17 protein-coding genes and 2 pseudogenes are annotated in these 23,434 nt (G+C 71.4%); 15 read left to right on the top strand and 4 right to left on the bottom strand.

Going from position 1 to position 23,434, the window contains the following annotated elements; all coding sequences use genetic code 11:
- Window positions 1-517, bottom strand: a pseudogene (locus NBX02_RS19000) (transcriptional regulator); the annotation flags it as partial.
- Window positions 518-781: 264 nt separating this feature from the next.
- Here NBX02_RS19000 and NBX02_RS18995 point away from each other — a divergent pair.
- The 6 genes from NBX02_RS18995 to vapC all read left to right on the top strand — a co-directional run bounded on the left by NBX02_RS18995 (window position 782) and on the right by vapC (window position 7,852).
- Complete coding sequence (locus NBX02_RS18995; RefSeq protein ID WP_445548529.1) at window positions 782-1,567, top strand: electron transfer flavoprotein subunit beta/FixA family protein; 786 nt, start codon at window positions 782-784, stop codon at window positions 1,565-1,567.
- A gap of 14 nt (window positions 1,568-1,581) precedes the next feature.
- Entirely contained in the window at window positions 1,582-2,541 is a 960-nt protein-coding gene (locus NBX02_RS18990; RefSeq protein WP_250281105.1) for an electron transfer flavoprotein subunit alpha/FixB family protein, read from the top strand.
- 524 nt (window positions 2,542-3,065) lie between these two features.
- The gene (gene icmF, locus NBX02_RS18985; protein ID WP_250292450.1) at window positions 3,066-6,320 is read left to right on the top strand and encodes a fused isobutyryl-CoA mutase/GTPase IcmF; all 3,255 of its coding nucleotides are present in this window, start codon (window positions 3,066-3,068) and stop codon (window positions 6,318-6,320) included.
- A gap of 233 nt (window positions 6,321-6,553) precedes the next feature.
- On the top strand, window positions 6,554-7,060 hold the full coding sequence (locus NBX02_RS18980) for a MarR family winged helix-turn-helix transcriptional regulator (protein ID WP_250284866.1): 507 nt from the start codon (window positions 6,554-6,556) through the stop codon (window positions 7,058-7,060).
- A gap of 154 nt (window positions 7,061-7,214) precedes the next feature.
- Window positions 7,215-7,454 carry a type II toxin-antitoxin system VapB family antitoxin gene (locus NBX02_RS18975; RefSeq protein WP_250284864.1) on the top strand — a complete coding sequence of 80 codons (240 nt, stop codon included), beginning with the start codon at window positions 7,215-7,217 and terminating at the stop codon, window positions 7,452-7,454.
- A complete protein-coding gene (vapC, locus tag NBX02_RS18970; RefSeq protein WP_250284862.1) occupies window positions 7,451-7,852 on the top strand; it encodes a type II toxin-antitoxin system VapC family toxin in 402 nt (133 codons plus the stop codon). The genes NBX02_RS18975 and vapC overlap by 4 nt, the downstream gene beginning before the upstream one ends.
- A gap of 18 nt (window positions 7,853-7,870) precedes the next feature.
- Here the strand turns inward: vapC and NBX02_RS18965 are convergent, their stop codons facing one another.
- Window positions 7,871-9,352, bottom strand: a complete 1,482-nt coding sequence (locus NBX02_RS18965; protein ID WP_445548528.1) for an AAA family ATPase — start codon at window positions 9,350-9,352, stop codon at window positions 7,871-7,873.
- 305 nt (window positions 9,353-9,657) lie between these two features.
- On the opposite strand from NBX02_RS18965, the gene NBX02_RS18960 reads away from it, so the two are divergent.
- The 4 genes from NBX02_RS18960 to ligA all read left to right on the top strand — a co-directional run bounded on the left by NBX02_RS18960 (window position 9,658) and on the right by ligA (window position 15,538).
- Window positions 9,658-10,863 carry a cysteine desulfurase family protein gene (locus NBX02_RS18960; protein WP_250284860.1) on the top strand — a complete coding sequence of 402 codons (1,206 nt, stop codon included), beginning with the start codon at window positions 9,658-9,660 and terminating at the stop codon, window positions 10,861-10,863.
- A gap of 5 nt (window positions 10,864-10,868) precedes the next feature.
- Window positions 10,869-11,924: a tRNA 2-thiouridine(34) synthase MnmA gene (gene mnmA / locus NBX02_RS18955; protein WP_250292448.1), complete on the top strand. Its 1,056-nt coding sequence runs from the start codon at window positions 10,869-10,871 to the stop codon at window positions 11,922-11,924.
- Between the two features lie 240 nt (window positions 11,925-12,164).
- Window positions 12,165-13,202, top strand: a complete 1,038-nt coding sequence (locus NBX02_RS18950; protein ID WP_250284868.1) for a methionine synthase — start codon at window positions 12,165-12,167, stop codon at window positions 13,200-13,202.
- Window positions 13,199-15,538: an NAD-dependent DNA ligase LigA gene (gene ligA / locus NBX02_RS18945; protein ID WP_250292446.1), complete on the top strand. Its 2,340-nt coding sequence runs from the start codon at window positions 13,199-13,201 to the stop codon at window positions 15,536-15,538. The genes NBX02_RS18950 and ligA overlap by 4 nt, the downstream gene beginning before the upstream one ends.
- Before the next feature lie 227 nt (window positions 15,539-15,765).
- On the opposite strand, the gene NBX02_RS18940 is transcribed toward ligA, so the two are convergent.
- Both NBX02_RS18940 and NBX02_RS18935 read right to left on the bottom strand, forming a co-directional pair.
- Window positions 15,766-16,494 (bottom strand): ACT domain-containing protein, encoded by a 729-nt coding sequence (locus NBX02_RS18940; RefSeq protein WP_250284855.1) that lies wholly within the window; start codon window positions 16,492-16,494, stop codon window positions 15,766-15,768.
- A 323-nt stretch (window positions 16,495-16,817) separates the two neighbouring features.
- Complete coding sequence (locus NBX02_RS18935) at window positions 16,818-18,464, bottom strand: glutamate--tRNA ligase family protein (RefSeq protein ID WP_250292444.1); 1,647 nt, start codon at window positions 18,462-18,464, stop codon at window positions 16,818-16,820.
- Window positions 18,465-19,037: 573 nt separating this feature from the next.
- Between NBX02_RS18935 and gatC the strand changes: the two genes are divergently transcribed.
- From gatC to NBX02_RS18910, 5 genes and pseudogenes are all read left to right on the top strand, one after another.
- On the top strand, window positions 19,038-19,334 hold the full coding sequence (gene gatC / locus NBX02_RS18930) for an Asp-tRNA(Asn)/Glu-tRNA(Gln) amidotransferase subunit GatC (RefSeq protein ID WP_250284852.1): 297 nt from the start codon (window positions 19,038-19,040) through the stop codon (window positions 19,332-19,334).
- 12 nt (window positions 19,335-19,346) lie between these two features.
- A complete protein-coding gene (gatA, locus tag NBX02_RS18925) occupies window positions 19,347-20,834 on the top strand; it encodes an Asp-tRNA(Asn)/Glu-tRNA(Gln) amidotransferase subunit GatA (RefSeq protein WP_250284851.1) in 1,488 nt (495 codons plus the stop codon).
- Between the two features lie 205 nt (window positions 20,835-21,039).
- Window positions 21,040-21,396 carry a hypothetical protein gene (locus NBX02_RS18920; RefSeq protein ID WP_250284848.1) on the top strand — a complete coding sequence of 119 codons (357 nt, stop codon included), beginning with the start codon at window positions 21,040-21,042 and terminating at the stop codon, window positions 21,394-21,396.
- A 26-nt stretch (window positions 21,397-21,422) separates the two neighbouring features.
- Window positions 21,423-22,910 carry an Asp-tRNA(Asn)/Glu-tRNA(Gln) amidotransferase subunit GatB gene (gatB, locus tag NBX02_RS18915; protein WP_445548527.1) on the top strand — a complete coding sequence of 496 codons (1,488 nt, stop codon included), beginning with the start codon at window positions 21,423-21,425 and terminating at the stop codon, window positions 22,908-22,910.
- Window positions 22,911-23,173: 263 nt separating this feature from the next.
- Window positions 23,174-23,434, top strand: a pseudogene (locus NBX02_RS18910) (penicillin-binding transpeptidase domain-containing protein); the annotation flags it as partial.

The raw sequence follows: 23,434 nt of genomic DNA, 5'->3' as shown, positions 1-23,434 counted from the left end.
CCGGGGCGGCGTCGTCGACCGTTCTGACGACGCCGGTGAGGCTGGCCAGCACCGAGTCCGCGAAAGCGCTCGCTACGAACGCGCTTCCGTCCTGCAAGAGATCTCGCCTGCGCATGTCGCGTCCTGAAAGTCCGGCGATGGTTCCAAGGGTGCCCGCGGGCTGCTCGGCCACGGTGAGCCCGAAGTCGTCCCCGCGGAATGTCTCACCCCGCCAGCCGAGGTCGGTCGGGGTGATCTGGTAGCCCACCAGCGCCGACATCTCGGCGGCGGCGAGCTCGGCCACCATGGGGTCGCGGGGGCGCATGCCGCGGCGCCAGTGGCCCACTGTGGTCCGTGCCAGCGCGAGCTCGATCCGGCGGTGTCGCCGTGCGCGCTCGTTGACCTGTCGGGCGAAGCGGGTGTCGGAGATCGAGATCTCGGCGAGTAGACGTGCGAACAGTGTCGGGCGGGATCCATCTTTGTCCGATACAGGGTCATTATCCCGAACGAAGCCGATCAGTTCCGGTTTTCTGTTCATTGTGCCCTCGTGGCTCGTATGATTACTTTTCGTGACGGCATGGTGTTTTTGAGGCTCAGGACAGAAAGTAGTGATCCGATCACGGTGCTGGAAGGGGCTGTGCAGAAGTCGGCCCGAATGCACACGCGGGTGCCTTCCGGTGGCAACGTGGACGGGGCATGGTTCGGAGCGCGCCGGCGATCATTGGGCGTGACAACGTTGCCGGTGCGACCATGTCAGGAACAAGCAGACCGATAAAAGTGGCTACGGAGGCCTCGAGGCGTGGTGAACATCGTCGTTACTGTCAAGCAGGTGCCGGACACCTGGGCAGAGAAGAAGCTTGACCCGGTTACCCGGACGATCGATCGCAAAAGTGTGGACAACGTCATAAACGAGATGGACGAGTACGGTGTCGAGGAGGCCCTGAAGATCAAGGAAGCCCATGGTGGCGAGGTGACAGTGGTCACCCTGGGCCCGCAGAAGGCCGTCGAGACCATCCGCAAGGCGCTGTCGATGGGTGCGGACAAGGCCGTGCACATCACCGACGAGCAGCTGGCCGGCTCCGACGCGCTGCAGACGTCCGCCGCGCTCGCGAAAGTTATTTCCACGCTGTCGCCCGACATCGTCATCACCGCCGCCGAGGCCTCCGACGCCCGCGGCGGTGTGCTGGGGGCCCTGCTCGCCGAGCAGCTCGGGCTCCCGCAGCTCACCCAGGCCCGCAAGGTGACCGTCGACCCGGGGGCGGGCACCGTTCGTATCGAGCGCCAGGCCGACAATGGCTACGCTCTGGTGGAAGCGTCCATACCGGCGGTCGTCGGTGTCGTCGAGAAAATCAACCAGCCGCGCTACCCGTCGTTCAAGGGGATCATGGCGGCCAAGAAGAAGCCGCTGACCACCGTGTCCGTCGCCGACGCCGGCCTGGATCCCGCCACGGTCGGGCTCGCCAACGCCGGGTCGGCGGTGGTGGACGCCCAGCCGGCGCCGCCCCGCCAGACCGGGACGATCGTCAAGGACGAGGGCGACGGCGGTACGAAGGCCGCCGAGTTCCTCGTCGCGCAGAAGCTGATCTGAGGGGTCCTTATCCAATGGCTGAGGTTCTGGTACTCGTCGAGCACGCGGACGGCGAGCCGAAGAAGGTCACTGCCGAGCTGCTGACGCTCGCCCGGTCACTGGGCGAGGCGTCCGCGGTCTTCCTCGGCGCTCCCGGCACGTACGCCAAGATCAAGGATTTCCTGGCGGAGTACGGGGCGTCGAAGGTGTACGTCGTCGAGTCCGACGACGTCGTCGACTATGTGGTGGCGCCGGTGGCCGAGGTGCTGGCCAAGCTGGTGACCGACGTCGCACCCGCGGCGGTCCTCACGGCCGCCACCGCGGAGGCGCGGGAGGCCGCCGCGCGCACGGCCGCGAAGACCGGGTCCGGCCTGCTCTGGGACGCGGTCGCCGTCGCGGCGGACCTGACCGCGACCCAGGGCATCTTCGGTGGCTCCACGATCGTCACCTCGAAGGTCACCAAGGGGACGCCGATCCTCGTGGTGCGGCCGAACACCACCGCCCCCGAGGCCGCGCCGACCACCCCGGTGACGCAGAACGTCGACATCACGATCTCGGACGCCGCGAAGTCGGCGAAGATCCTCGACCGGGTGGTCGAGGCCAAGTCGGGCCGTCCCGACCTCACCGAGGCGCAGATCGTGGTCTCCGGCGGCCGTGGCCTCGGCGCCGCCGAGCACTTCGTGCTGGTCGAGAAGCTGGCCGACAGCCTCGGCGCCGCGGTGGGCGCGTCCCGGGCGGCGACCGACGCCGGCTGGTACCCCCACCAGCAGCAGGTCGGCCAGACCGGCAAGACCGTGTCGCCGCAGCTCTACGTCGCGGTCGGCATCTCCGGTGCGATCCAGCACCGGGCCGGGATGCAGACGTCCAAGACGATCGTCGCGATCAACAAGGACCCGGAGGCGCCCATCTTCGAGTTCGCCGACTACGGCATCGTGGGTGACCTGTTCAACGTCGTCCCGCAGCTCACCGAGGCGATCGAGAAGCGCAAGGGGTAGCCGGGCCGCCGCTGTGCGGCATCGTGTCCGCGGACGTCCGGTCGCTGTTCTTCCGCGGACGTCTGACGGCCGGATGTTCCCTCCCTCCCGAGGAACGTCCGGCCGTCGCCGTACGCCTGGCGTGGGCGGCCGGCCGCCAGCCGGAACCGTTCCGAGGACGGCCTGGCGGACCGCCCGTCGGGTACGGGCCCCTACGCCCGGTGGTGCGGTAGGGGTCCGGGCGGCTCGGGCCCCTGTCCGATCCTGTTCCCTGTTCCCTGGGTGCGGCTTCGGGCGATACTGGCCCGGCCTCACTGGCCCGGCGTCCGGTGGGTGACGCTCGGTGGGTGTTGTGGATTCTGTGGGTGTTTCCTGGCTGGAACGCCCTCTTGCCGTCTTCCGTTGTTGCTCCGGCCGGACGGCTTCGCAAAATAACGATCATGTCGGGGTCTGGACTCCCGGCCTATTGTGTGGGCATCCTAATATCTGCCCGTCCAACTATTGGACGGGAAAGTGTGCCCGCCGTTGGTCCGGAGGTTTCGAGGATGGGCGTAGCCAGTCAGTCACCCCTGCACGTCCCGCAGCATCCGGTGCGGGTCGTCACCGTGGCCTCCCTGTTCGACGGCCACGACGCGGCGATCAACATCATGCGCAGGATCCTGCAGTCCCAGGGCGTCGAAGTGATCCACCTCGGCCACGACCGCGGTGTGGAGGAGGTGGTCACGGCCGCGATCCAGGAGGACGCCCAGGCGGTGGCACTGTCGTCCTACCAGGGCGGGCACGTCGAGTACTTCAGCTATCTGGTCCAGCGGCTGCGTGAGCGCGGCGCCGGCCACATCCGGGTGTACGGCGGGGGAGGGGGTGTCATCGTCCCCGACGAGATCGCCCTGCTGCACTCCCGCGGGGTCGCCCGGATCTTCTCGCCGCAGGACGGGCAGCGGCTCGGGCTGCCAGGGATGATCAACATCATTGTCACCGAGTGCGACACCGACCTGACCGCCGACCTGCCGTCGGTGCCGGCAATCGCAGCCGGTGACCAGGGCGCGCTCGCCCGGGCGATCACCGTGTTGCAGGGCGGCGCCTCGCCCGAACTCGCGCGCCAGGTGCGCCAGGCGGCCCGGCCCGGAATCCCGGTGCTGGGCATCACGGGCACGGGCGGATCCGGCAAGTCCTCGCTGACCGACGAGCTGCTGCGCCGGCTGCGCCTCGACCAACAGGACAAGCTGCGCGCCGCCGTGATCGCGGTGGACCCGACCCGCCGCCGCGCCGGCGGCGCACTGCTCGGCGACCGCATCCGGATGAACGTGCTCGGGGACAGCGACGGCCCGTCCACGATCTTCTTCCGCTCCCTGGCGACCCGGGGTGCCGGCAGCGAGCTGCCCGAACGGATCGGCGACGTGATCGCGGCCTGCCAGGCCGCCGGCTACGACCTGGTCGTGGTCGAGACGCCGGGCATCGGCCAGGGCGACACCGGGATCGTCGACCTGGTGGACGTCTCGCTGTACGTGATGACGCCCGAGTACGGCGCCGCGTCCCAGCTTGAGAAGATCGACATGCTGGACTTCGCCGACGTGGTGGCGATCAACAAGTTCGAGCGGCCCGGGGCCGAGGACGCCCGCCGCGACGTCGGCCGTCAGCTGGTACGCAACCGGGAGGCCTTCGGCTCCTCCTGGGAGGACATGCCGGTGTTCGGGACGAGCGCGGCCCGGTTCAACGACGACGGGGTCACCGCGCTCTACCAGCACCTGATCTCGTTGCTCGCGGCCAAGGGGCTGCCGCTGGCCGCCGGTACGCTGCCGCGGGTGTCGGTCAAGGCGTCCTCGGGGCTGACGAGGGTGCTCCCGGCGTCCCGCGTCCGCTACCTGGCGGAGATCGCCGAGACCGTGCGCTCCTACCACCGGCACAGCACCGAGCAGGTCGAGGCGGCCCGCCGGCGCCAGCACCTGCGCACCGCGCACCAGGAGCTCGCCGCCGCCGGCGACCGGTACGCGGGGCTCGACGCCCTGCTCGAGGGTGCCGAGAAGGGCCTGGATCCCAGCGTGCGCGAGCAGCTGGACGCCTGGCCGGCGACGGTGGCGGAGTACTCCGGCGAGGAGCTCGTCTACACGGTGCGCGGCAAGGAGATCCACACGCCGCTGCGCCGCACGACGCTGTCGGGCACCTCGATACCCCGGGTGGCGCTGCCCCGCACCGGCGACGACGGTGATCTCGTGCGCTTCCTGCGCGCGGAGAACCTGCCCGGCCGGTTCCCGTTCACCGCCGGGGTGTTCCCGTTCAAGCGGGTCGGCGAGGCGCCGGCGCGGATGTTCGCCGGTGAGGGCGACCCGTTCCGCACCAACCGGCGGTTCCACTACCTCTCCCGGGGCTCGGAGGCCACCCGGCTGTCCACGGCGTTCGACTCGGTCACGCTCTACGGCCGGGACCCGGCGCCCCGCCCCGACATCTACGGCAAGATCGGCACGTCCGGGGTCTCGATCGCGACCCTGGACGACATGAAGGAGCTCTACGCCGGCTTCGACCTGTGCTCGCCGACGACGAGCGTCTCCATGACGATCAACGGGCCGGCTCCCGCGATCCTCGCGATGTTCCTCAATGTCGCCATCGACCAGCAGCTGGAGCGGTCCGCCGCCACCGAGGGCCGCGAGCCCACCCCGGCCGAGGCCGCCGAGGTGCGGGCCAGGGCGCTGTCGACCGTGCGCGGCACCGTGCAGGCCGACATCCTCAAGGAGGACCAGGGGCAGAACACCTGCATCTTCTCCACCGAGTTCGCCCTGCGCTGCATGGCCGACGTGCAGGAATGGTTCATCGGCCACAGCGTCCGCAACTTCTACTCCGTGTCGATCTCCGGCTACCACATCGCGGAGGCCGGGGCGAACCCGATCAGCCAGGTCGCCTTCACCCTGGCCAACGGCTTCACCTACGTCGAGGCGTACCTCGCCCGCGGCATGGACATCAACGACTTCGCGCCGAACCTGTCGTTCTTCTTCTCCAACGGTCTGGACGCGGAGTACAGTGTCATCGGCCGGGTAGCCCGGCGGATCTGGGCGGTCGCTCTGCGTGAGCGCTACGGTGCCGCCGAGCGGTCGCAGAAGCTCAAGTACCACGTCCAGACCTCCGGCCGTTCCCTGCACGCGCAGGAGATGGACTTCAACGACATCCGCACGACACTGCAGGCCCTGTGCGCCATCTACGACAACTGCAACAGCCTGCACACCAACGCCTACGATGAGGCGGTGACCACCCCGACCGAGCACTCCGTCCGCCGGGCGCTGGCCATCCAGATGATCATTGACAAGGAGTGGGGGCTGACCGGCAACGAGAACCCGCTCCAGGGCTCCCACATCGTCGAGGAGCTCACCGACCTCGTGGAGGAGGCCGTCCTCGCCGAGTTCGAGCGGATCTCCGAGCGCGGCGGTGTGCTCGGCGCGATGGAGACCGGCTACCAGCGCGGCCGTATCCAGGACGAGTCCATGCTCTACGAGCAGCGCAAGCACGACGGCAGCCTGCCGATCATCGGGGTGAACACGTTCCTCGACCCCGACGCGGAGGACAGCGTGCAGGGCCCCATCGAGCTCGCCCGAGCCACGGAGGAGGAGAAGGTCTCGCAGCTCGAGCGCCTCGCCGACTTCCAGGCCCGGCACGCCGAGGAGGCCCCCGAGGCGCTGCGCCGGCTGCGCGAGGCCGCGGCGGCCGGCGAGAACGTCTTCGACGTCCTCATGGAGGCCGTCCGGCACTGCTCGCTCGGCCAGATCAGCGACGCTTTCTTCGAAGTCGGTGGCCGGTACCGTCGTAATGTCTGAAGCAGCCTAGTTTCCCAGCGGCCCTGGCTGGCCAGGGCCGCGCGGTCGTGATTCGCTCGCGTCCGGGGTCCCGCCGGATCCGGTGGGGCCCCGGAGGTGGCAGGTTTCCGACAGGTCCGGGAGGCCCACGTTTCCCAGAGCCCACGGCGGCCCCATGGACCCGCGGCGGCACGGGAAACGAGGCCCGTGTTGTTCCCGGCCGACCGGCCACGTCGTGGAGGAGCCGTCCGACCGTGTCCTTTCCCAAACCCCTGCCGTTCGACCCCATCGAGGAGGCGCGCAAGCAGTGGACAGCGCACGGCTGGGCCGAAGCGGCTGACGGCATGGCGGCCGTCACGTCCGTGATGCGCGCCCAGCAGATCATCCTGGCCCGGGCGGACGAGGTGCTGCGCCCCTTCGAGCTGACCTTCGCCCGCTACGAGCTGCTCGTGCTGCTGCTGTTCAGCCGGGCCGGCTCACTGCCGATGAGCAAGGTCGGCAACCGTCTGCAGGTGCATCCGACGAGCGTGACCAGCGCGGTCGACCGGCTGTCCTCGCAGGGCCTGGTCCGCCGCATCCCGCACCCCACGGACCGGCGCACCACCCTGGCCGAGATCACCGCGGCCGGCCGGGAGGTGGCGACCACGGCCACCGTCGAGCTCAACCGCCGTCTGTTCGCCAGCCCGGGCTTCCCACCCGAGCAGGTCGGCCCGCTCGTCGACATCCTCCGGGACTTCCGCAGCCGCGCCGGCGACTTCTGACCTGCCAGCCCGTCAGCCCACCGGCCTCCAGCAGACCACCGAGCTATCACTTCTGACCGGATGTATCGGACTTGTCGCGATCCATGGTGTCACGTACTGTCACTCTTGGATCTGCTGACAAGCAACATACACAGAGGTGTGTATGTTGATGACCATGGCTGATGTGCGGACCAACATCGTCGTCGACGACGAGTTGATCGAGGAGGCCATGCGCGTCTTCGGAGTGAACACCCGGCGTGAAATCGTCGATCTGGCCTTGCGGCATCTCGTCGGCCGGGCCGACTTCCGGCGCCGGGCCCTGGCCCTGGAAGGCACGGGCTGGGACGCGGACCTGAGCGAGCTCCGCCCGGGTTTCGTGTCGAGTCTCGACAGCGTTTCCCGTGACGACCGGTGATTCTCGTCGATACTTCCGCGTGGATCGAGCTGCTCCGTGGGAGCAAGTCACCGGTCCATCGGCGGCTACGCGATCTGATCGACGAGGACGCCTACCTGGTGACGACGGAGATCGTCCGTTTTGAGGTGTTCGCAGGCGCCCGTTCCCACGAACACCAGCGTGAGCTGCTGGCGTTGCTCGCGTCCCTACCCATCCTTCCTCTGCATGATTCCGGCGATTACGAGAACGCCGCGGCCTTGTACCGATCCGCCCGGCACAGCGGGGTGACGGTCCGGGTGCTCACCGACTGCCTCATCGCGCAGGCGGCCATCAGAGCCGACGCGGGTCTGCTGCATGCCGATCGCGACTTCGACAACCTCGCCCGGATCACCGGCCTGCGGATCGAGCCAGTCGAGTGAACGGCGGCCTCTGCTGGCTCACCCGCCTTCGTACAGGCGGTGGAGGTCTATGAGGACGATGTCGGGGGCGCGGGCTGCGGCGGCGCGCAGGTCGTCGGTGAAGCCGGTGGCGGAGAACAGCAGGAGGCGGGTGCCGGTCACGTCCAGGTTGCCCGTCCGTTCGATGAGCGTGCGGGCGCGTCGCAGCCTGTTCAGATGCTCGAGGCCCAGCTCGACGCCCCATTTGGCCTCGCCGACGGCGACGAGCCGGCGGCGCTCGCCGTCGGCCGGGCCGAGCGCGACGACGTCGAGCTCCATCGCCGCCCGCTGTTCGCGGTCGTGGATGGTGCCGTGGCCGATGTCGCCTATGTCGCCGAGGTCGTCGGTGCCGAGAGCCGCCGGGCCGGCGTACAGCGCCACCCAGGTCCGGCAGATCTCCTCGAAGTCGGGCCCGAGGATCTGGGAGGCGAACGTGGCGCGCCGGCCCGGCCAGGTCCTGGCCGCCTGTCCACGCGCCTCGAGCCGGCCGAAGACCGGCCGCATGACGGCGTGGTAGAAGGCGATCAGCGGCTCGGCGATCCGCCACACCGGACGCCGGTCGCGCAGCAGGTCGTCCGCCTTGACCAGGAAGCCGGCGTCGGTCAGCACGGTCAGCGGGTGCGCGAGGTCGCCCGTCGGCCGGCCGACCGCGTTCGCGATCGCGCCGCGGGTGACAGCGCCGGTGGCCACGGCCGCCAGTACCGAGCTGTACAGGCCGGGGTCACGCAGGTCCGGCTCCTCCGCGAGCAGGTAGCGCGCCTCGCGGAACAGCGGCGAGTTGCGGTTGAGGACCGTTCTGACCACCCAGGCGTCGAAGTCGTCGATGCCGCGCGGGCCGTCCCCGCGAGCGAAGTCCCGGTAGGCCGGCGTCCCGCCCACGACGGCGTGTACCTGCGCCGCGAGCCGGTGGTCGTCGATGCCCCAGAACTCCCGGGCCAGCCGGAAGTCCAGCGAGGGCACGACCAGCTCCAGCGCCGCCCGGCCGCGCAGCGGCGCCGAGCCGGCGAGCAGACGGCCCATGACCGTGAGCGCGGATCCGCACAGGATCAGCCGTGTTCGCGAGCCGGTCCGTTCGGGACGGCGCGGGCCGAACGCCGCCTGGACCACCGAGGGCAGCTGTGGCGAAGCCTTGATCAGATAGGGGAACTCGTCGATGACGACGGTGGTCGGAGCCTGCCGGCCCAGCCCCAGCACGGCGTCGACCGCCTCGGCCCAGGAACCGAACGCCAGCGGCGCCGCGGCGCCGACGTGCTCGGCGAAGCGCGCGCCGAACAGCCGCAGCGAGTCCACAGCGGTCCCTTCGAGCGCCTGGTGGTACAGGCCACCGGTCTGCTCGCACGCCGCCTCGAGCAGGAACGACTTCCCCTGCCGCCGGCGGCCGGTGACCACGCCCAGCGTCGCGCCCGGCGTCGGGTCCTCGCAGAAGCGCGCGAGCGCCGCCCACTCCTCCTCCCGGTCGAACATGTCCACCGGCCGCTCCACCTGCACCACCCATCCCGGCGTCCAAGGCGCCTCCAAAGGCTGGATTCTAGTGTAACCACAATTACATGAAACGTACTTACACTAGAAAGCCACAGGTGGAAGCCATGATCTGAGACTGTGTGCGACCGTCTCTGATCGGATACCGCGCTTTGCCAGATGTGCTTGGCGGGCCGGCGGTGATATTCGGAGGGTGATGGTCCGGTCCAGCCCGCCGCCGTTGGCCGGTCGTCGGCGGTTGGGGCGTCGGGTTGCGGACTGTGGGCGTCGGGCGGGTATCGCCGGCGGGCGCGGATATCCTCGGTGGTGTGACCTACCTCGACCATGCGGCGACCACGCCGATGCGTCCGGAGGCCGTGGCCGCCTACAATGCGGCGCTCGCGGACGGCGGGAACGCGTCGTCGCTGCACGCCAGCGGCCGTCGTGCACGCAGGGTGGTTGAAGAATCGCGTGAGGCGCTCGCCGCCGCGCTGCGCGCCCGCCCGTCCGAGGTGGTCTTCACCGCCGGCGGCACCGAGAGCGACAACCTGGCCATCAAGGGGCTGTACTGGGCCCGCCGGGCCGCCGAGCCGCGCCGGCACCGGGTGCTCGTCAGCGCGGTCGAGCACCGGGCCATCCTCGACACCGTGATCTGGCTCGCCGAGGCGCAGGACGCCCAGGTCGAGCTGCTGCCGGTGGACGCCACCGGGATGGTGCGCCCCGAGGTCCTCGCCGCGGCGATCGCGCGTGACCCCGACAGCGTCGCCCTGATCAGCGTGATGTGGGCGAACAACGAGGTCGGGACGGTCTCACCGGTCGCGGAGCTCGCCGCGATCGCGCACCGTTACGGAATCGTGTTCCATACCGACGCCGTCCAGGCCGTCGGGTCGATCCCGGTGTCGTTCGAGGACAGCGGCGCGGACGCGCTGACGGTCAGCGCGCACAAGCTCGGCGGCCCGATCGGCATGGGCGCGCTGCTGGTACGCCGCGGCCTGACGCTGGCGCCGCTGACGCACGGCGGCGGGCAGGAGCGCGACGTCCGCTCCGGCACCCTGGACACCCCGGGGGTGGCCGCCTTCGCGGCGGCGGCGTCGGCGGCGGTCGCCGAGCAGCCGGTCGAGGCGGTACGGCTGGCCGCCCTGCGGGACGACCTGGTCGCCCGGGTGCTCGCCGCGGTGCCGGGCGCGGTGGCCAACGGAGCGCCCTCCGGTCCCGGCCGTCTGCCCGGCATCGCCCATCTGACCTTCCCTGGCTGCGAGGGCGACTCGCTGCTGCTGCTGCTCGACGCCCACGGGATCGAGTGCTCGACGGGGTCGGCCTGCTCCGCGGGGGTGGCCCAGCCGTCCCACGTGCTGCTCGCCATGGGCGTCGACGAGGCCCGCGCCCGCGGCTCGCTGCGCTTCTCGCTGGGGCGGACGTCCACCGCGGCGGACGTCGATGCCCTGGTCCGTGTGATCATGCCGGTGGTCGGCCGGGCGCGCCGGGCGGGGGCGCTCGCCGGGCTGTCCGGGCTGTCCGGGCTGTCCGGGGGGTGAGCCGGATGCGTGTGCTCGCGGCGATGTCCGGGGGTGTCGACTCGGCGGTGGCGGCGGCCCGCGCGGCGGACGCCGGCCATGACGTGACAGGCGTGCACCTGGCCCTGGCGAAGTCGCCCGAGTCGCACCGCACCGGCGCCCGCGGCTGCTGCACGATCGAGGACGCCCGGGACGCCCGCCGCGCCGCCGACATCATCGGCATCCCCTTCTACGTGTGGGATCTCGCCGACCGCTTCGAGCACGACGTCATCGACGAGTTCGTCGCCGCCTACGAGGCCGGCCGGACGCCCAACCCGTGCGTGCGCTGCAACGAGCGGATCAAGTTCGCGGCGGTGCTGGAGCGGGCGCTGGCCCTGGGCTTCGACGCGGTGGTCACCGGCCATCACGCGCGGCTTTCCGGGGCGGTGCTGCGCCGCTCGGTCGACCCGGGCAAGGACCAGTCCTACGTGCTGGGGACGCTGCGCCCCGACCAGCTCGCCCACGCGATCTTCCCGCTGGGGGACACGACGAAGACCGAGGTCCGCGCCGAGGCGGCCCGCCGTGGCCTCGCGGTCGCGGACAAGCCCGACAGCCACGACATCTGCTTCATCGCCGACGGCGACACCGGCCGCTGGCTGCGCGACCGGCTCGGCTCCCAGCCCGGGCCGGTGGTGGACGCCGCCACCGGCGAGACACTGGGGGAGCACGAGGGGGCCTTCGCGTTCACGATCGGCCAGCGCCGCGGCCTGCGCCTGGGCCGGCCCGCGCCCGACGGCAGGCCCCGCTACGTCCTGGACGTCTCCCCGGTGACCCGGACGGTGACGGTCGGCCCGGCCGAGGCGCTCGACGTCTCCCACCTGGTGGCCGACCGGGCGGTCTGGCCGTACGAGGGGCCGGTGGTCTGCGCGGCGCAGGTCCGGGCGCACGGGCAGGCGGTGCCCGCCACCGCCGAGGGCGTCGGCGACGAGCTGCGCGTGGCCCTGGACGAGCCGCTGCGCGGCACCGCCCCCGGCCAGGCCGTCGTCCTCTACGACGGAGACCGTGTCCTCGGCGGCGGCCATGTCCTCCGGCTCGGGCGCTGACGGGAGGCCCGGGTACCGCGGGGCGCGGGTACCGCGGGGCCCCGGCCGGCCTTTCCCCGCTCCTCTGCCCGCTCCTTGGCACCTGCTCCTTGGCACCTGCTTCGGCACCTGCTTTGACACCTGTTTCCCACGGACGGCGATTCCGATGACGGTGATGAGCCCGTGACACCATTCACCACCATGCCTGACATCGCACCCGCCGACGCATCCACCGCCGTGCCCCCCGGCGCGCCCGCCGCTGTGCCCGCGACGGCGCCCGCCGCCGGCCGCCTGTGGGAGCCGGGGGCGGCGACCGGCGTCGGGTCGCTGCCGGGGACCGACCCGGTCGAGGCGTGCCGGCTGGTCTTCGACGAGCTGCCCGACCTGCCGCACCTGCCCGAGCTGCCGGCCCGCGGCCCCGGCGCCGACATGATCGGCCGTTCGGCGGGTCTGCTCGCGGACATGCCGGTCGACCTGCAACCGTCCGGGTGGCGGCTGGTACCGCGTCCCGGAATGGACCTGCGCCGCACCCGGGACCTGCTCGCCCGCGATCTCGACGCGCTGGGTGAGGTCGCCGCCGGCTACACCGGGCCGCTGAAGGTCGCCGTCGCCGGCCCGTGGACGCTCGCCGCCACCGTCGAGCTGCCCCGCGGGCACAAGGCCCTCAAGGACGCCGGCGCCAGCCGGGACATCGCCGAGGCCCTGGCCCAGGGACTCGCCGCCCACCTCGCCGGCATCGCCCTGGCCGTGCCCGGCGTCCGCCTGATCGTGCAGGTCGACGAGCCCTGCCTGCCGGCGGTGCTCGCCGGTGAGGTCCGCACACCCAGCGGTTTCGGGGTGCTCCCCGCGGTGGAGGAGGGCGTCGTCGTCGACCGGCTGCGGACGCTGCTGGCCGCCACCGGGGTGCCCACCGGGGTGCACTGCTGCGCGTCCGCGCCGCCGCTGGGACTGCTGCGGCAGGCGAAGGCCGCCTTCGCCAGCGTGGACGCGACCCTGCTGACGCCCGCCGACGACGACGCCGTCGGCGAGGCGGTCGAGGCCGGGGTCGCGCTGATGCTCGGGGTGGTGCCGGCGCGGGGCGCGGACCTGTCGGACGTGTCGGACCTGTCGGACGCCCGTCGTACTGTCGAGCCCGTCCGGTCGATGTGGCGGCGGCTGGGGTTCGCCCCGGAGCAGCTTCGGGAGGTGGTCGTGGTGACTCCCACCTGTGGTCTCGCGGGTGCGACACCCGCCTATGCCAGGGCGGCGCTGCGGCGCTGCCGCAAGGCGGGCCGGGCGCTGGCGGACGGCTCGGTATGAGCCCGCTCGACATCTCGAGTCCGGAGGCCCCCCCGGGCGTGGCCGGCGCGCCGGCGGCCGAGGCAACGGTGGATGCTCCCCCGGACGCGGGCGGCTCCCCGGACGCTTCCCGGAGCGTGACGCCGGGGAGCGGGCCCGAGCCCCGGCCCGACGGTGAGCTCCCCGCCGGCGGCGACGCCGAGCTGTCGGCGCCGGGCGTCGCGGTCGACGAGATCCCGGCGCGGACGCGGGCGCGGGCGGCGGAGCTGGCCCGGGAGTTGGGCGAACACGCCTTCCGGTACTACGTTCTGGACTCCCCGACCGTCTCCGACGCCGAGTACGACCGGCTCATGGCCGAGCTGACGGAGATCGAGACCCGTTGCCCGGGGCTGCGCACGCCGGACTCACCTACCCAGAAGGTCGCCGGCGCCATCTCGACCCTGTTCACCCCGGTGGAGCATCTGGAGCGGCTGCTCTCGCTGGACAACGTCTTCACGGAGGTGGAGTTCGAGGCGTGGGCCGCCCGCGTCACCCGGGAGGCCGAGGTGGACGCCTGGCTGTGCGAGCTGAAGATCGACGGTCTCGCGGTCGACCTGGTCTACGAGGACGGCTACCTGGTGCGCGCGGCCACCCGCGGCGACGGGCGGACCGGGGAGGACGTCACCCCGAACATCCGGACCCTCGCGGCGGTGCCGGGCCGGCTGCGCGGCGGGAGCGTGCCCGGGCTGCTGGAGGTCCGCGGCGAGGTCTTCTTCCCGACGGCGGCCTTCGCCGAGCTCAACGCCACGCTGGTCGCCGCCGGCGACAAACCGTTCGCCAACCCGCGCAACGCCGCCGCCGGCTCCCTGCGGCAGAAGGACCCGCGGGTCACCGCCACCCGCCCACTGTCCATGATCATGCATGGGCTCGGCGCCCACCGCGGCTTCGACGTCACCTCCCAGTCCGAGGCGTACCAGCGGATGGCCGAGCTCGGCCTGCCCGTCTCCACGCACCACGAGGTGCTGGCGAGTGTCGCCGAGGTCGAGGCGTTCGTCCGCCGGTGGGGGGAGCACCGCCACGACGTCGAGCACGAGATCGACGGCGTGGTGGTGAAGGTCGACGCCTTCGGCCTGCAACGCCGCCTCGGCGCCACGTCGAAGTCCCCGCGCTGGGCGGTGGCCTACAAGTACCCGCCCGAGGAGGTCACCACCAGGCTGCTCGGCATCGAGGTCAACGTGGGCCGCACCGGGCGGGTCACCCCGTTCGGCCGCCTGGAGCCGGTCAGGGTCGCCGGCTCCACCGTCGCCCTGGCCACCCTGCACAACGCCGACCAGGTGGAACGCAAGGGTGTGCTGATCGGCGACACCGTCGTCCTGCGCAAGGCCGGCGACGTGATCCCGGAGATCGTCGGCCCGGTCGTGGACCTGCGGGACGGCTCCGAGCGCGCCTTCGTGATGCCCACCCACTGCCCGGAGTGCGGCACCGGGCTGGTGCGTCCCGAGGGCGAGGCCGACGTCCGCTGCCCGAACACCGTCTCGTGCCCGGCGCAGCTGCGCGAGTCGCTGTTCCACTTCGCCTCCCGCGGCGCCCTGGACATCGACGGCTTCGGCTACGAGACGGCGTCCGCCCTGCTGGCGGCCGGCCGGGTGAGCGACGTCGGCGACGTCTTCCACCTCACCGCCGAGTCGTTCGCCGAGCTGCGCGGCTTCGCCAAGAAGAAGATCGACCAGATCCTGCGCGGGGTGGACGCGGCCCGGCGGCAGCCGCTGTGGCGGCTGCTGGTCGGGCTGTCCATCCGGCACGTGGGCCCGAGCGCGGCCCGGGCGCTGGCCCGTGAGATGCGTTCGGTGGACGCCATCGCCGCCGCGCCCACCGAGACGCTGGCCGCCGTCGACGGCGTGGGCCAGACCATCGCCGCCTCCGTGGTGGACTGGTTCGCCGATCCGCGCCACCGGGACATCCTGGAACGGATCCGTTCCGGTGGGGCGCGGCTCGCCGACGCCGGCGCGGACGACGGGCCCGGCCCGCTCACCGGCGTCACCGTCGTGATCACCGGGACGCTGGCGGGCTGGAGCCGGGACTCCGCCACCGAGGCCGTCCAGGCCCGCGGCGGCAAGGTCACCGCCTCGGTGAGCAGGAAGACGGCCTTCGTGGTGGTCGGCGCCGACCCGGGGGCGAGCAAGTACGACAAGGCCCGCGCCTGGAAGCTGCCGATCCTCGACGAGACCGGCTTCGCCGTCCTGCTGGAACAGGGCCCGCAGGCCGCGGCCCCGCTCGCGCTCCCACCGGAACCGGACGACCCGTCAGAACCGACCGACCCACCGGCGGCGACCGACCCACCGGAACCGGTTGACCCAACGGAACCGGCCGACGGCTAGCCACCGGCCGCCTCCGTTGGCGGGCGCCTCCACGCCTTCTCCGCCAAACGAGGGCTCTTCGGAGAATGAGTGTGGAAACGGTCGCTGTAGCAGCCGTTTCCACACTCATTGTCTTGATCGGAACGGGGTGTGCGGCTGTCCGGCCGGCGTTTCGGGGGCTGGCGGCCGGGGCGGCGGGATGAGCCAGGTGCCAGGTGGGTGCCGGTCCCCCTGGGTGGGTGCCGGTGTCAGGTGGGGGCCGGTGAGGTGTGGCGGTTGCGCACGATCGTGGCGGCTATGCCGGCGAGATGGGCCAGCCGCTGGACCTCGGAGGCGCGGAAGCGCGGGCCACCGGGCCGTCCGACGAGCACCGCCACCTCACAGCCGCCCTCCGGGGGAGTGCCCACCGGGGCCACCGCGAGTTCCATGCCGAGCGCGCTCCAGCGCGGCGGGAACCAGCCGCTGTCCGCGTCGAAGCCACGCGCGCGGTCCAGGGGCAGCGACAGCAGTTCGGGGCGCACCTTCTTCGGGCTGGTCAGCTCGTCACCACCGAGGTCGGGGGCGCCGACGGAGGACTCGACGACCCGGATGTCGCCGGGCGCGACCCGTTCGAGCAGCACCGCCCAGTCGGCGTGGAATACCGCGCCGACGAACCCGGTGAGGACGGCGAGCGCGTCGTCGGGCCGGGCGGTCAGCGCCTCGACAAGGTCCAGGTCGTGCCGGATCCCCACGCCGCCGGCCGGGTACGGGCGCAGGGACTCCACGCTCACCCCGGGCACGGAGCAGGCCGCGGTCAGCACGGTGTCGGCCAGCCCGTTCGGGGGCAGTTCGACGACGACGTCGTCCACGGCACCGCGCGCGCCGCGCTCGACCACGCTCAGGCTGACGATGTCGATACCGGCCTGCCCGAGGGCGGTGGCGACGGCGCCCAGGGCGCCGGGCCGGTCCGGCAGGACGAGGCGCAGCAGATACGACATGTAGTCAAGAATACATTCCGTGCATGCTTGATTGGTGACAACAACGTCACGTGCAGGTATCGGTGCTGGTCATCAGTGCGTTTTCGGGCTGTCATAGCTGGTGGCGGATGGCGCTATCGCTCACGTTATGTTACCTCACGCGAAGATCACTTCTAGCGCGCCGGTCAGGTAACCCTACGTATCCCCGCGGACGGTGGCACGCGTCGATGGACGTCGGCCACCGGAGAAGATCGGCGCGAGTTTGTCGTTGTGTACGCTGACGCGGCCAAAAAGCGTACACAACAACAAAATCGCGGCGATCATAGCCTGTGCGGGTGGCCGATTCAGGCGGGGCCGAGAACGGCGCCGATCCGCCGCCGTACCTCGGTCTCGCCCAGCGCAGCCGCGACCAGGTGGAGAGCGGGGCTGCGGGTGGAGCCGGTGAGCAGCACGCGGACCACCTGGGACGCTTCCCGGATCGACCCGACGTAGGAGCCGGGGTCGTTCTTGTACTCCTTGACGCTTGCCGCGAAGCCGTTGTCCTTGGCCGTCACACGGATCTGGTCGAACCAGCCGTCCGAGTCGGACAGGTCCTGGTAGACACGCAGCAGGTCCGCGCACAGCCGCCGCACCACATCGGGCGCGAGGCCGCCGAACCGGCTGTCCGCGGGATCGGTCACCGGCTCGAACAGCGCGGTGAAGAAGTAGCCGTAGATCGGCCGGAAGTCCGACCACTTGCGCAGGTCCTTGCGCGGGTTGTCCACCCCCGTCCGCTCGATGTCCAGCGCCCGCACGGCGAGGTCCTGCTCGGCGCGGACAGCCTGCGCCAGTTCGGTGTCGTGGGTATCCGCCCACGTCAGCACCTCGTCCAGGACATCCCGGCTTGGCAGAGTCGCGACGTAGTCCGCCGCGATGTCCTCCAGCTTCACCAGATCCACCAGCGCGCCGGACACGCCGCACTCGGCCAGGCGCAGCGGGGCGGTCAGCGCCTCGGCCAGCGGCATCTCCGCCAACCGCCCGTTGATCAGCCCGCGAAGGTAGTAGAGCACACTTGGCGCCGGGTAGCCCGCTTTGATGTAGAACTCGACGGACGCTTCAGGGTCCTTGCGCTTGGACAGTTTCCGTTTTCCTGAACCGTCCGCTTTCAGTAGTGGCGCGATGTGCGCGTATGGAATGTGCTCGAAACCTGCCGCGTCGAACAGCTGCAGGTGCACCGGGACCGAGGGCAGCCACTCGTCGCCCCGAATCACGTGCGTGACCCGCATCAGGTGGTCGTCCACGACGTGCGCGAAATGGTATGTGGGCAGTCGCAGCGGGCTGTCGGAATTTTTCAGGATGACGACGTCGTTACGGTTCGCGTCCGCCTCCAGGCGACCGCGTATCAGGTCGGTGAAGGCGATCCTGCCCGGCGCGCTCGGCGATCGGAACCGTATGACGTAAGGCTGGCCGGCGGCCAGTCGTTCGCGCACCTGTTCGTCGGTGGCATCGCGCCAGGTCGCCCAGCGGCCGTAGTAGCCGGTAGGGACTTTCTCCGCGCGCTGCTCCTCGGCGGACGCGGCCAGTTCCTCCTTCGTGGCGAAGCACGGGTATGCCTTGCCTGTACGGAGGAACTCGCGCACGTAGGTCAGGTAGATCAGCGCCCGGTCCGACTGGGTGTAGGGGCCGTGGGCGCCGGTCGGATCGGACTCGTCCGAACTGACGCCGAAGTAGCCGAAGGCCACGTCGAACCGGGCGGTCGCGCCCTCCACGGTTCGAGCCTGATCGGTGTCCTCGATCCGGATGAAGTAGGAACCGCCGGACTGCCGTGCGAGGTCCTTGTCCAGGATCGCCACATAGATGCCACCGAGATGGGCGAAACCCGTCGGACTCGGGCAGAAACGGGTGACCATTGCGCCCGACGGCAGGTTCCTCGGCGGGTACCGCTCCTCCCAGTGCTCCGGACCGGGCAGATCAGTTGGGAACAGCGCGTCGATCTCGTCGCGGTCAAGCATTGCAGAAGGTACCTCCACGGGCACTGGACAGTTCTGAAACCGCAGTGATCATCATCTCCAGGCGATCCTGTGGTGGGCACTACCCGCAGGCATGTCTGCGATGCTAGCGGGCAACAGGCATGCTCCGGGGGGAGGGCGTGTCAGACATGCGGCGCGGTTTCTCCCAAGGTGGTGGAAGACGGCCGGATCCGACGCCATCAACCGGCGGTACCCACGTCGCGGGCGTGACTAGGGCGAATCCGGAAACTCATACCGGATGGCGCCGGTTCTGGCAGGTCACGGGCTCTGTCGCTCCGCACGATGTTGTCGGTACGGGCGGGATCGCGGCGGCTAGGCCTCGCCCGGGCACACGATGTCGTCGCTGGCCGGCACGCCACAGGCCGATCGGGCGGGCCGGACCGTACGATGACCACAGCGCCGTACGCGGGCCAGGCCGTACGCGGGCCGGTCTGAGGCCGGCTTCCGTTCCGCGGCCGTCCGCCGCCGGCGTGCCCGCGGGTCAGCAGGCCACGGCGATCAGCAAGCCACAAGGTGATCGGAAGGTCATCGGGAAGTCAGAGGGTCGTAACCGGTATGGCGATTACCAGGGACGAGGTCGCGCACCTCGCCCGCCTGTCGCGGCTGGCGCTGTCGGAGGAGGAACTCGACACGCTCGCCCCCCAGCTCGATGTGATCATCGGTGCGGTCGCCCGGGTCGCGGAGGTGGCCGCCGGCGACATCCCCCCGACGACGCACGCCGTCCCGCTGACGAACGTGTTCCGGGCCGACATCACCGGTCAGTCCCTGCCGCGCACCGACGCTCTCGCCGGCGCGCCCGCCACGCAGGACGGCCGCTTCCGGGTGCCGCGCATCCTTGATATGGACGAGTGAGGGTTCCTGTCCGTGACCGACGTCATCCGTTTCTCCGCCGCCCGAACCGCCGCCGCGATCGCCGCGGGTGAGCTCAGCGCGCTGGAGGTGACCCAGGCCGCGCTCGACCGGATCGCGAAGGTCGACGACCGGATCAACGCCTTCCTGCACGTCGACGTCGACGGCGCCCTCGCCGCGGCCCGTGACGTCGACCGGCGCCGGGCCCTGGGGGAGACGCTCGGCCCGCTCGCGGGTGTCCCGCTCGCACTCAAGGACGTCTTCACCGCCCGGGGGATGCCCACGACCTGCGGTAGCCGCATCCTGGAGGGCTGGTACCCGCCGTACGACGCGACCGTCGTGGCGAAGCTGCGCGCGGCCGGTGTGATCATCATCGGCAAGGTCAACATGGACGAGTTCGCGATGGGGTCGTCCACGGAGAACTCCGCCTACGGCCCGACCCGCAACCCGTGGGACACCGACCGCATCCCCGGCGGCAGCAGCGGGGGCAGCGCGGCGGCGGTGGCCGCGTTCGAGACGCCGGTCGCGCTCGGTACCGACACCGGCGGCTCGATCCGCCAGCCGGCGGCGGTGTGCGGGCTGGTCGGGGTCAAGCCGACCTACGGCGGGGTGAGCCGCTACGGCCTGGTCGCCTTCTCCAGCTCCCTGGACCAGGCCGGCCCGCTGGCCCGCACGGTGACCGACGCCGCGCTGCTGCACGCCGCCATCGCCGGCCACGACCCGCTGGACACCACCAGCGTGGAGCTCGCGCCGCCGCCGGTGGTGGCCGCCGCCGCCAGCCGTGACCTGCGCGGGGTGCGCATCGGGGTGGTCCGCGAGCTGTCCGGGGACGGCTACGACATCGGGGTGCGCGCGCGTTTCTCCGACACCCTCGAGGTGCTCGTCGGCCTCGGCGCCGAGGTCGTCGAGGTCAGCTGCCCGCACTTCACCTACGCGCTGCCCGCCTACTACCTGATCGCGCCGAGCGAGTGCTCGTCCAACCTGGCCCGTTTCGACGCGATGCGGTTCGGCCTGCGGGTCGGCGACGACGGCGAGGCGAGCGCCGAGGAGGTCATGAGCCGCACCCGCGGCATCGGCTTCGGCCCCGAGGTGAAGCGGCGGATCATCCTGGGGACGTACGCGCTGTCGTCGGGCTACTACGACGCCTACTACGGCCAGGCCCAGAAGGTCCGGACGCTGATCAGCCAGGACTTCGCCGCCGCCTACGAGCGGGTCGACGTGCTGGTCTCGCCCACCACGCCCACCGTCGCGTTCCGGCTGGGGGAGAAGGTCGACGACCCGGTGTCGATGTACCTGTCCGACCTGTGCACGATCCCGTCGAACCTGGCCGGCGGGCCGGCGATGAGCCTGCCGGTCGGTCTCGCCGACGGGCTCCCCGTCGGATTCCAGATCATGGCGCCGGCGTTCGCCGACGACCGCCTGTACCGGGTCGGCGGCGCGCTGGAGGCGGCGCTGGAGGCCAGGCGCGGCCGTCCCTTTCTCGACGACGCCCCGCCCCTGTGACCGAACCGCCGGCACGGACGTCCGGTGCACGCACGTCCTGTGACGGAAGCCACGGCGCGGGCATGCCAGGGCCGGCCGCGCCGTGACGGGCGGGCTCGCGTCGGGTATGCCCGCACCGGGCGTGTCGTGACAAGATCCCGGGCTCGCCCGGAGCGAATCATGATCGCGCGTGTGTCGGCCGACTACGATGGCGAGAGGGAGGCCTATGATGGTTGCGCTACGTAGCAGACGTGAGGACCGGGTGCTGCTGGCGGTAGCCTGGGTGCTGACTGTCGCCGCCCTTGTACTCGGTGTCGTCGCGCCGGCGCCCATCCTGATCCTGTGGGGTGTCCTCGGCGTCGGCGCGGCCGTGTTCGCCACCCGGATCCACCTGCGTGACACCCGGCCCCGCCAGCCGGACCCCGCCACCGGCGGCACGCAGCCCACCGGCGGCACGCAGCCCACCGGCGACGCGCGGCCCGCCGGCCAGGCCCAGCCCGCCGATCAGGCGTGGCCCGCCGGCGCGGATCACGGCTCCACCTCGGTACAGACGGACGCGGTTGAACAGGAGCACGTGCGTTGACACCCTCGGCCAGCACGGCGGCCACCATCCCCACCTTCGACGACGCCGTCGCCCGCTACGAGCCGGTGATCGGGCTGGAGACGCATGTCGAGCTCGGCACCGCCTCGAAGATGTTCTGCGGGTGCTCCACCGCGTTCGGTGCGGAGCCCAACGCCCAGGTGTGCCCGACCTGCCTGGGCCTGCCAGGCTCGCTGCCGGTGGTCAACGAGGCCGCCGTCCGGTTCGCCGTGATGATCGGCCTGGCGCTCAACTGCTCGATCTCGCCATGGTGCCGCTTCGCGCGCAAGAACTACTTCTATCCGGACATGCCGAAGAACTTCCAGATCAGCCAGTACGACGAGCCGCTGTGCGAGAACGGCTGGCTCGACGTGGAGGCCGACGGGAAGATCCACCGGGTCGGCATCACCCGCGTCCACATGGAGGAGGACACCGGCAAGTCCCTGCACGTCGGCGGGGCCACCGGGCGCATCCACGGGGCCACCCACTCGCTGGTCGACTACAACCGGGCCGGCATCCCGCTGGTCGAGATCGTCACCGAGCCGGACGTCCGCTCGCCCGAGGTCGCCCGTGCCTACGTCGACGAGCTGCGTGAGCTCTGCCGGGCGCTGACCGTCTCCGACGTCCGGATGGAGCAGGGCTCGCTGCGCTGCGACGCCAACGTGTCGCTGCGGCCGCGCACCGCCCCCGGCGAGCCCGCCGCGCCCTACGGCACCCGGTCGGAGACCAAGAACCTCAACTCGCTGCGCTCGGTGGAGCGGGCGGTCCGGCACGAGATCGTCCGGCAGGCCACCCGGCTGGACGCGGGCCTGAAGGTCGTCCAGGAGACCCGGCACTTCGACGAGGCCTCCGGGACGACGTCGGCCGGCCGCTCCAAGGAGGAGGCGACCGACTACCGGTACTTCCCCGAGCCGGACCTCACCCCGCTGGCGCTGACCCACGAGTACGTCGACGCCGTCCGGGCGACCATCCCGGAGCTGCCGGCGCAGCGCCGGGCGCGCCTGGCAGCCGACCACGGGTTCACGCCCGCCGACATCGTGAACATGCGCAACGCCGGCGTCCTCGACCTGGTCGAGGAGACCATCGCGGCCGGGGCGACGGCCGAGGCGGCCCGCAAGTGGTGGCTGAACGAGCTCGCGCGCCGGGCCGCCGACGCCGGCGTGCCCCCGACCGGCCTCGCGATCGAGCCGTTCGACGTCGCCCGCATCGCGGAGATGATCGCCGACGGCGAGCTGACCGACGCCCTCGCCCGCACGGTCATCACCGGCGTCCTCGCCGGTGAGGGGACACCGGACGAGGTGGTGGCCGGCCGTGGCCTCAAGCTCGTCTCCGACGACGGCGCGCTCGCCGACGCGGTCGAGAAGGTCATCGCCGCCCAGCCGGCCATCGCCGACAAGGTGCGCGGCGGCAAGCTGAACGCGGTCGGCCCGCTGGTCGGCGCGGTCATGAAGGCCATGAAGGGCCAGGCGGACCCGGGCACCGTCCGCAAACTCCTCCTGGAGCGCCTCGGCGAGTAACCAGCGGAAAGCGTAGGTGGAAAACGTCACTATCACGCCGTTTTTCACCTACGGACGCGCGGGCCGTAGGTGAAAAACCGTGTGGTAGCAACGTTTTTCACCTACGGCCCGCGTTGTGCTCACGGCGCGTCGACAGGCGGGTCCCGGTTGGGCCTTCGTAAGCTGGTGCCACGCCCGGAGCCCGGCCGTCGATGACGGCGGAGCCCGGTCCGTCATCAGCGGGGCCGCCGCTGGGGTCGTCAACGGGGGAGGAGCACGCCAAGGTGCCTCTGACTCCCGGCGGGTTCACCGCGTCGACGTCACGACGGGGCCGTGGCCGCGCCCGTCTGCTCATCGCCCTCGCCGTCGTCATCGTGCTGCTCGCCGCGTCCGGCGCCGGGTACCTGTGGAAGATCCGTAGCGACAGCCGCGCCCAGGACAGGGCGGCGAGGGCCGCGGCGGAGGCCTACCTGTCCAGCTGGCAGAGCCTCGCCTCGTCCGGTGACACGGCCACCTCCGCCACCACGGACCGCGCCGCGGCCACG

The sequence above is a fragment of the Protofrankia sp. CiP1_Cm_nod1 genome, assembly GCF_920888515.1.
In the GTDB taxonomy this organism is placed as follows: Bacteria; Actinomycetota; Actinomycetes; order Frankiales; family Frankiaceae; genus Protofrankia.
This window is presented reverse-complemented; position numbering and strand designations above follow the sequence as displayed.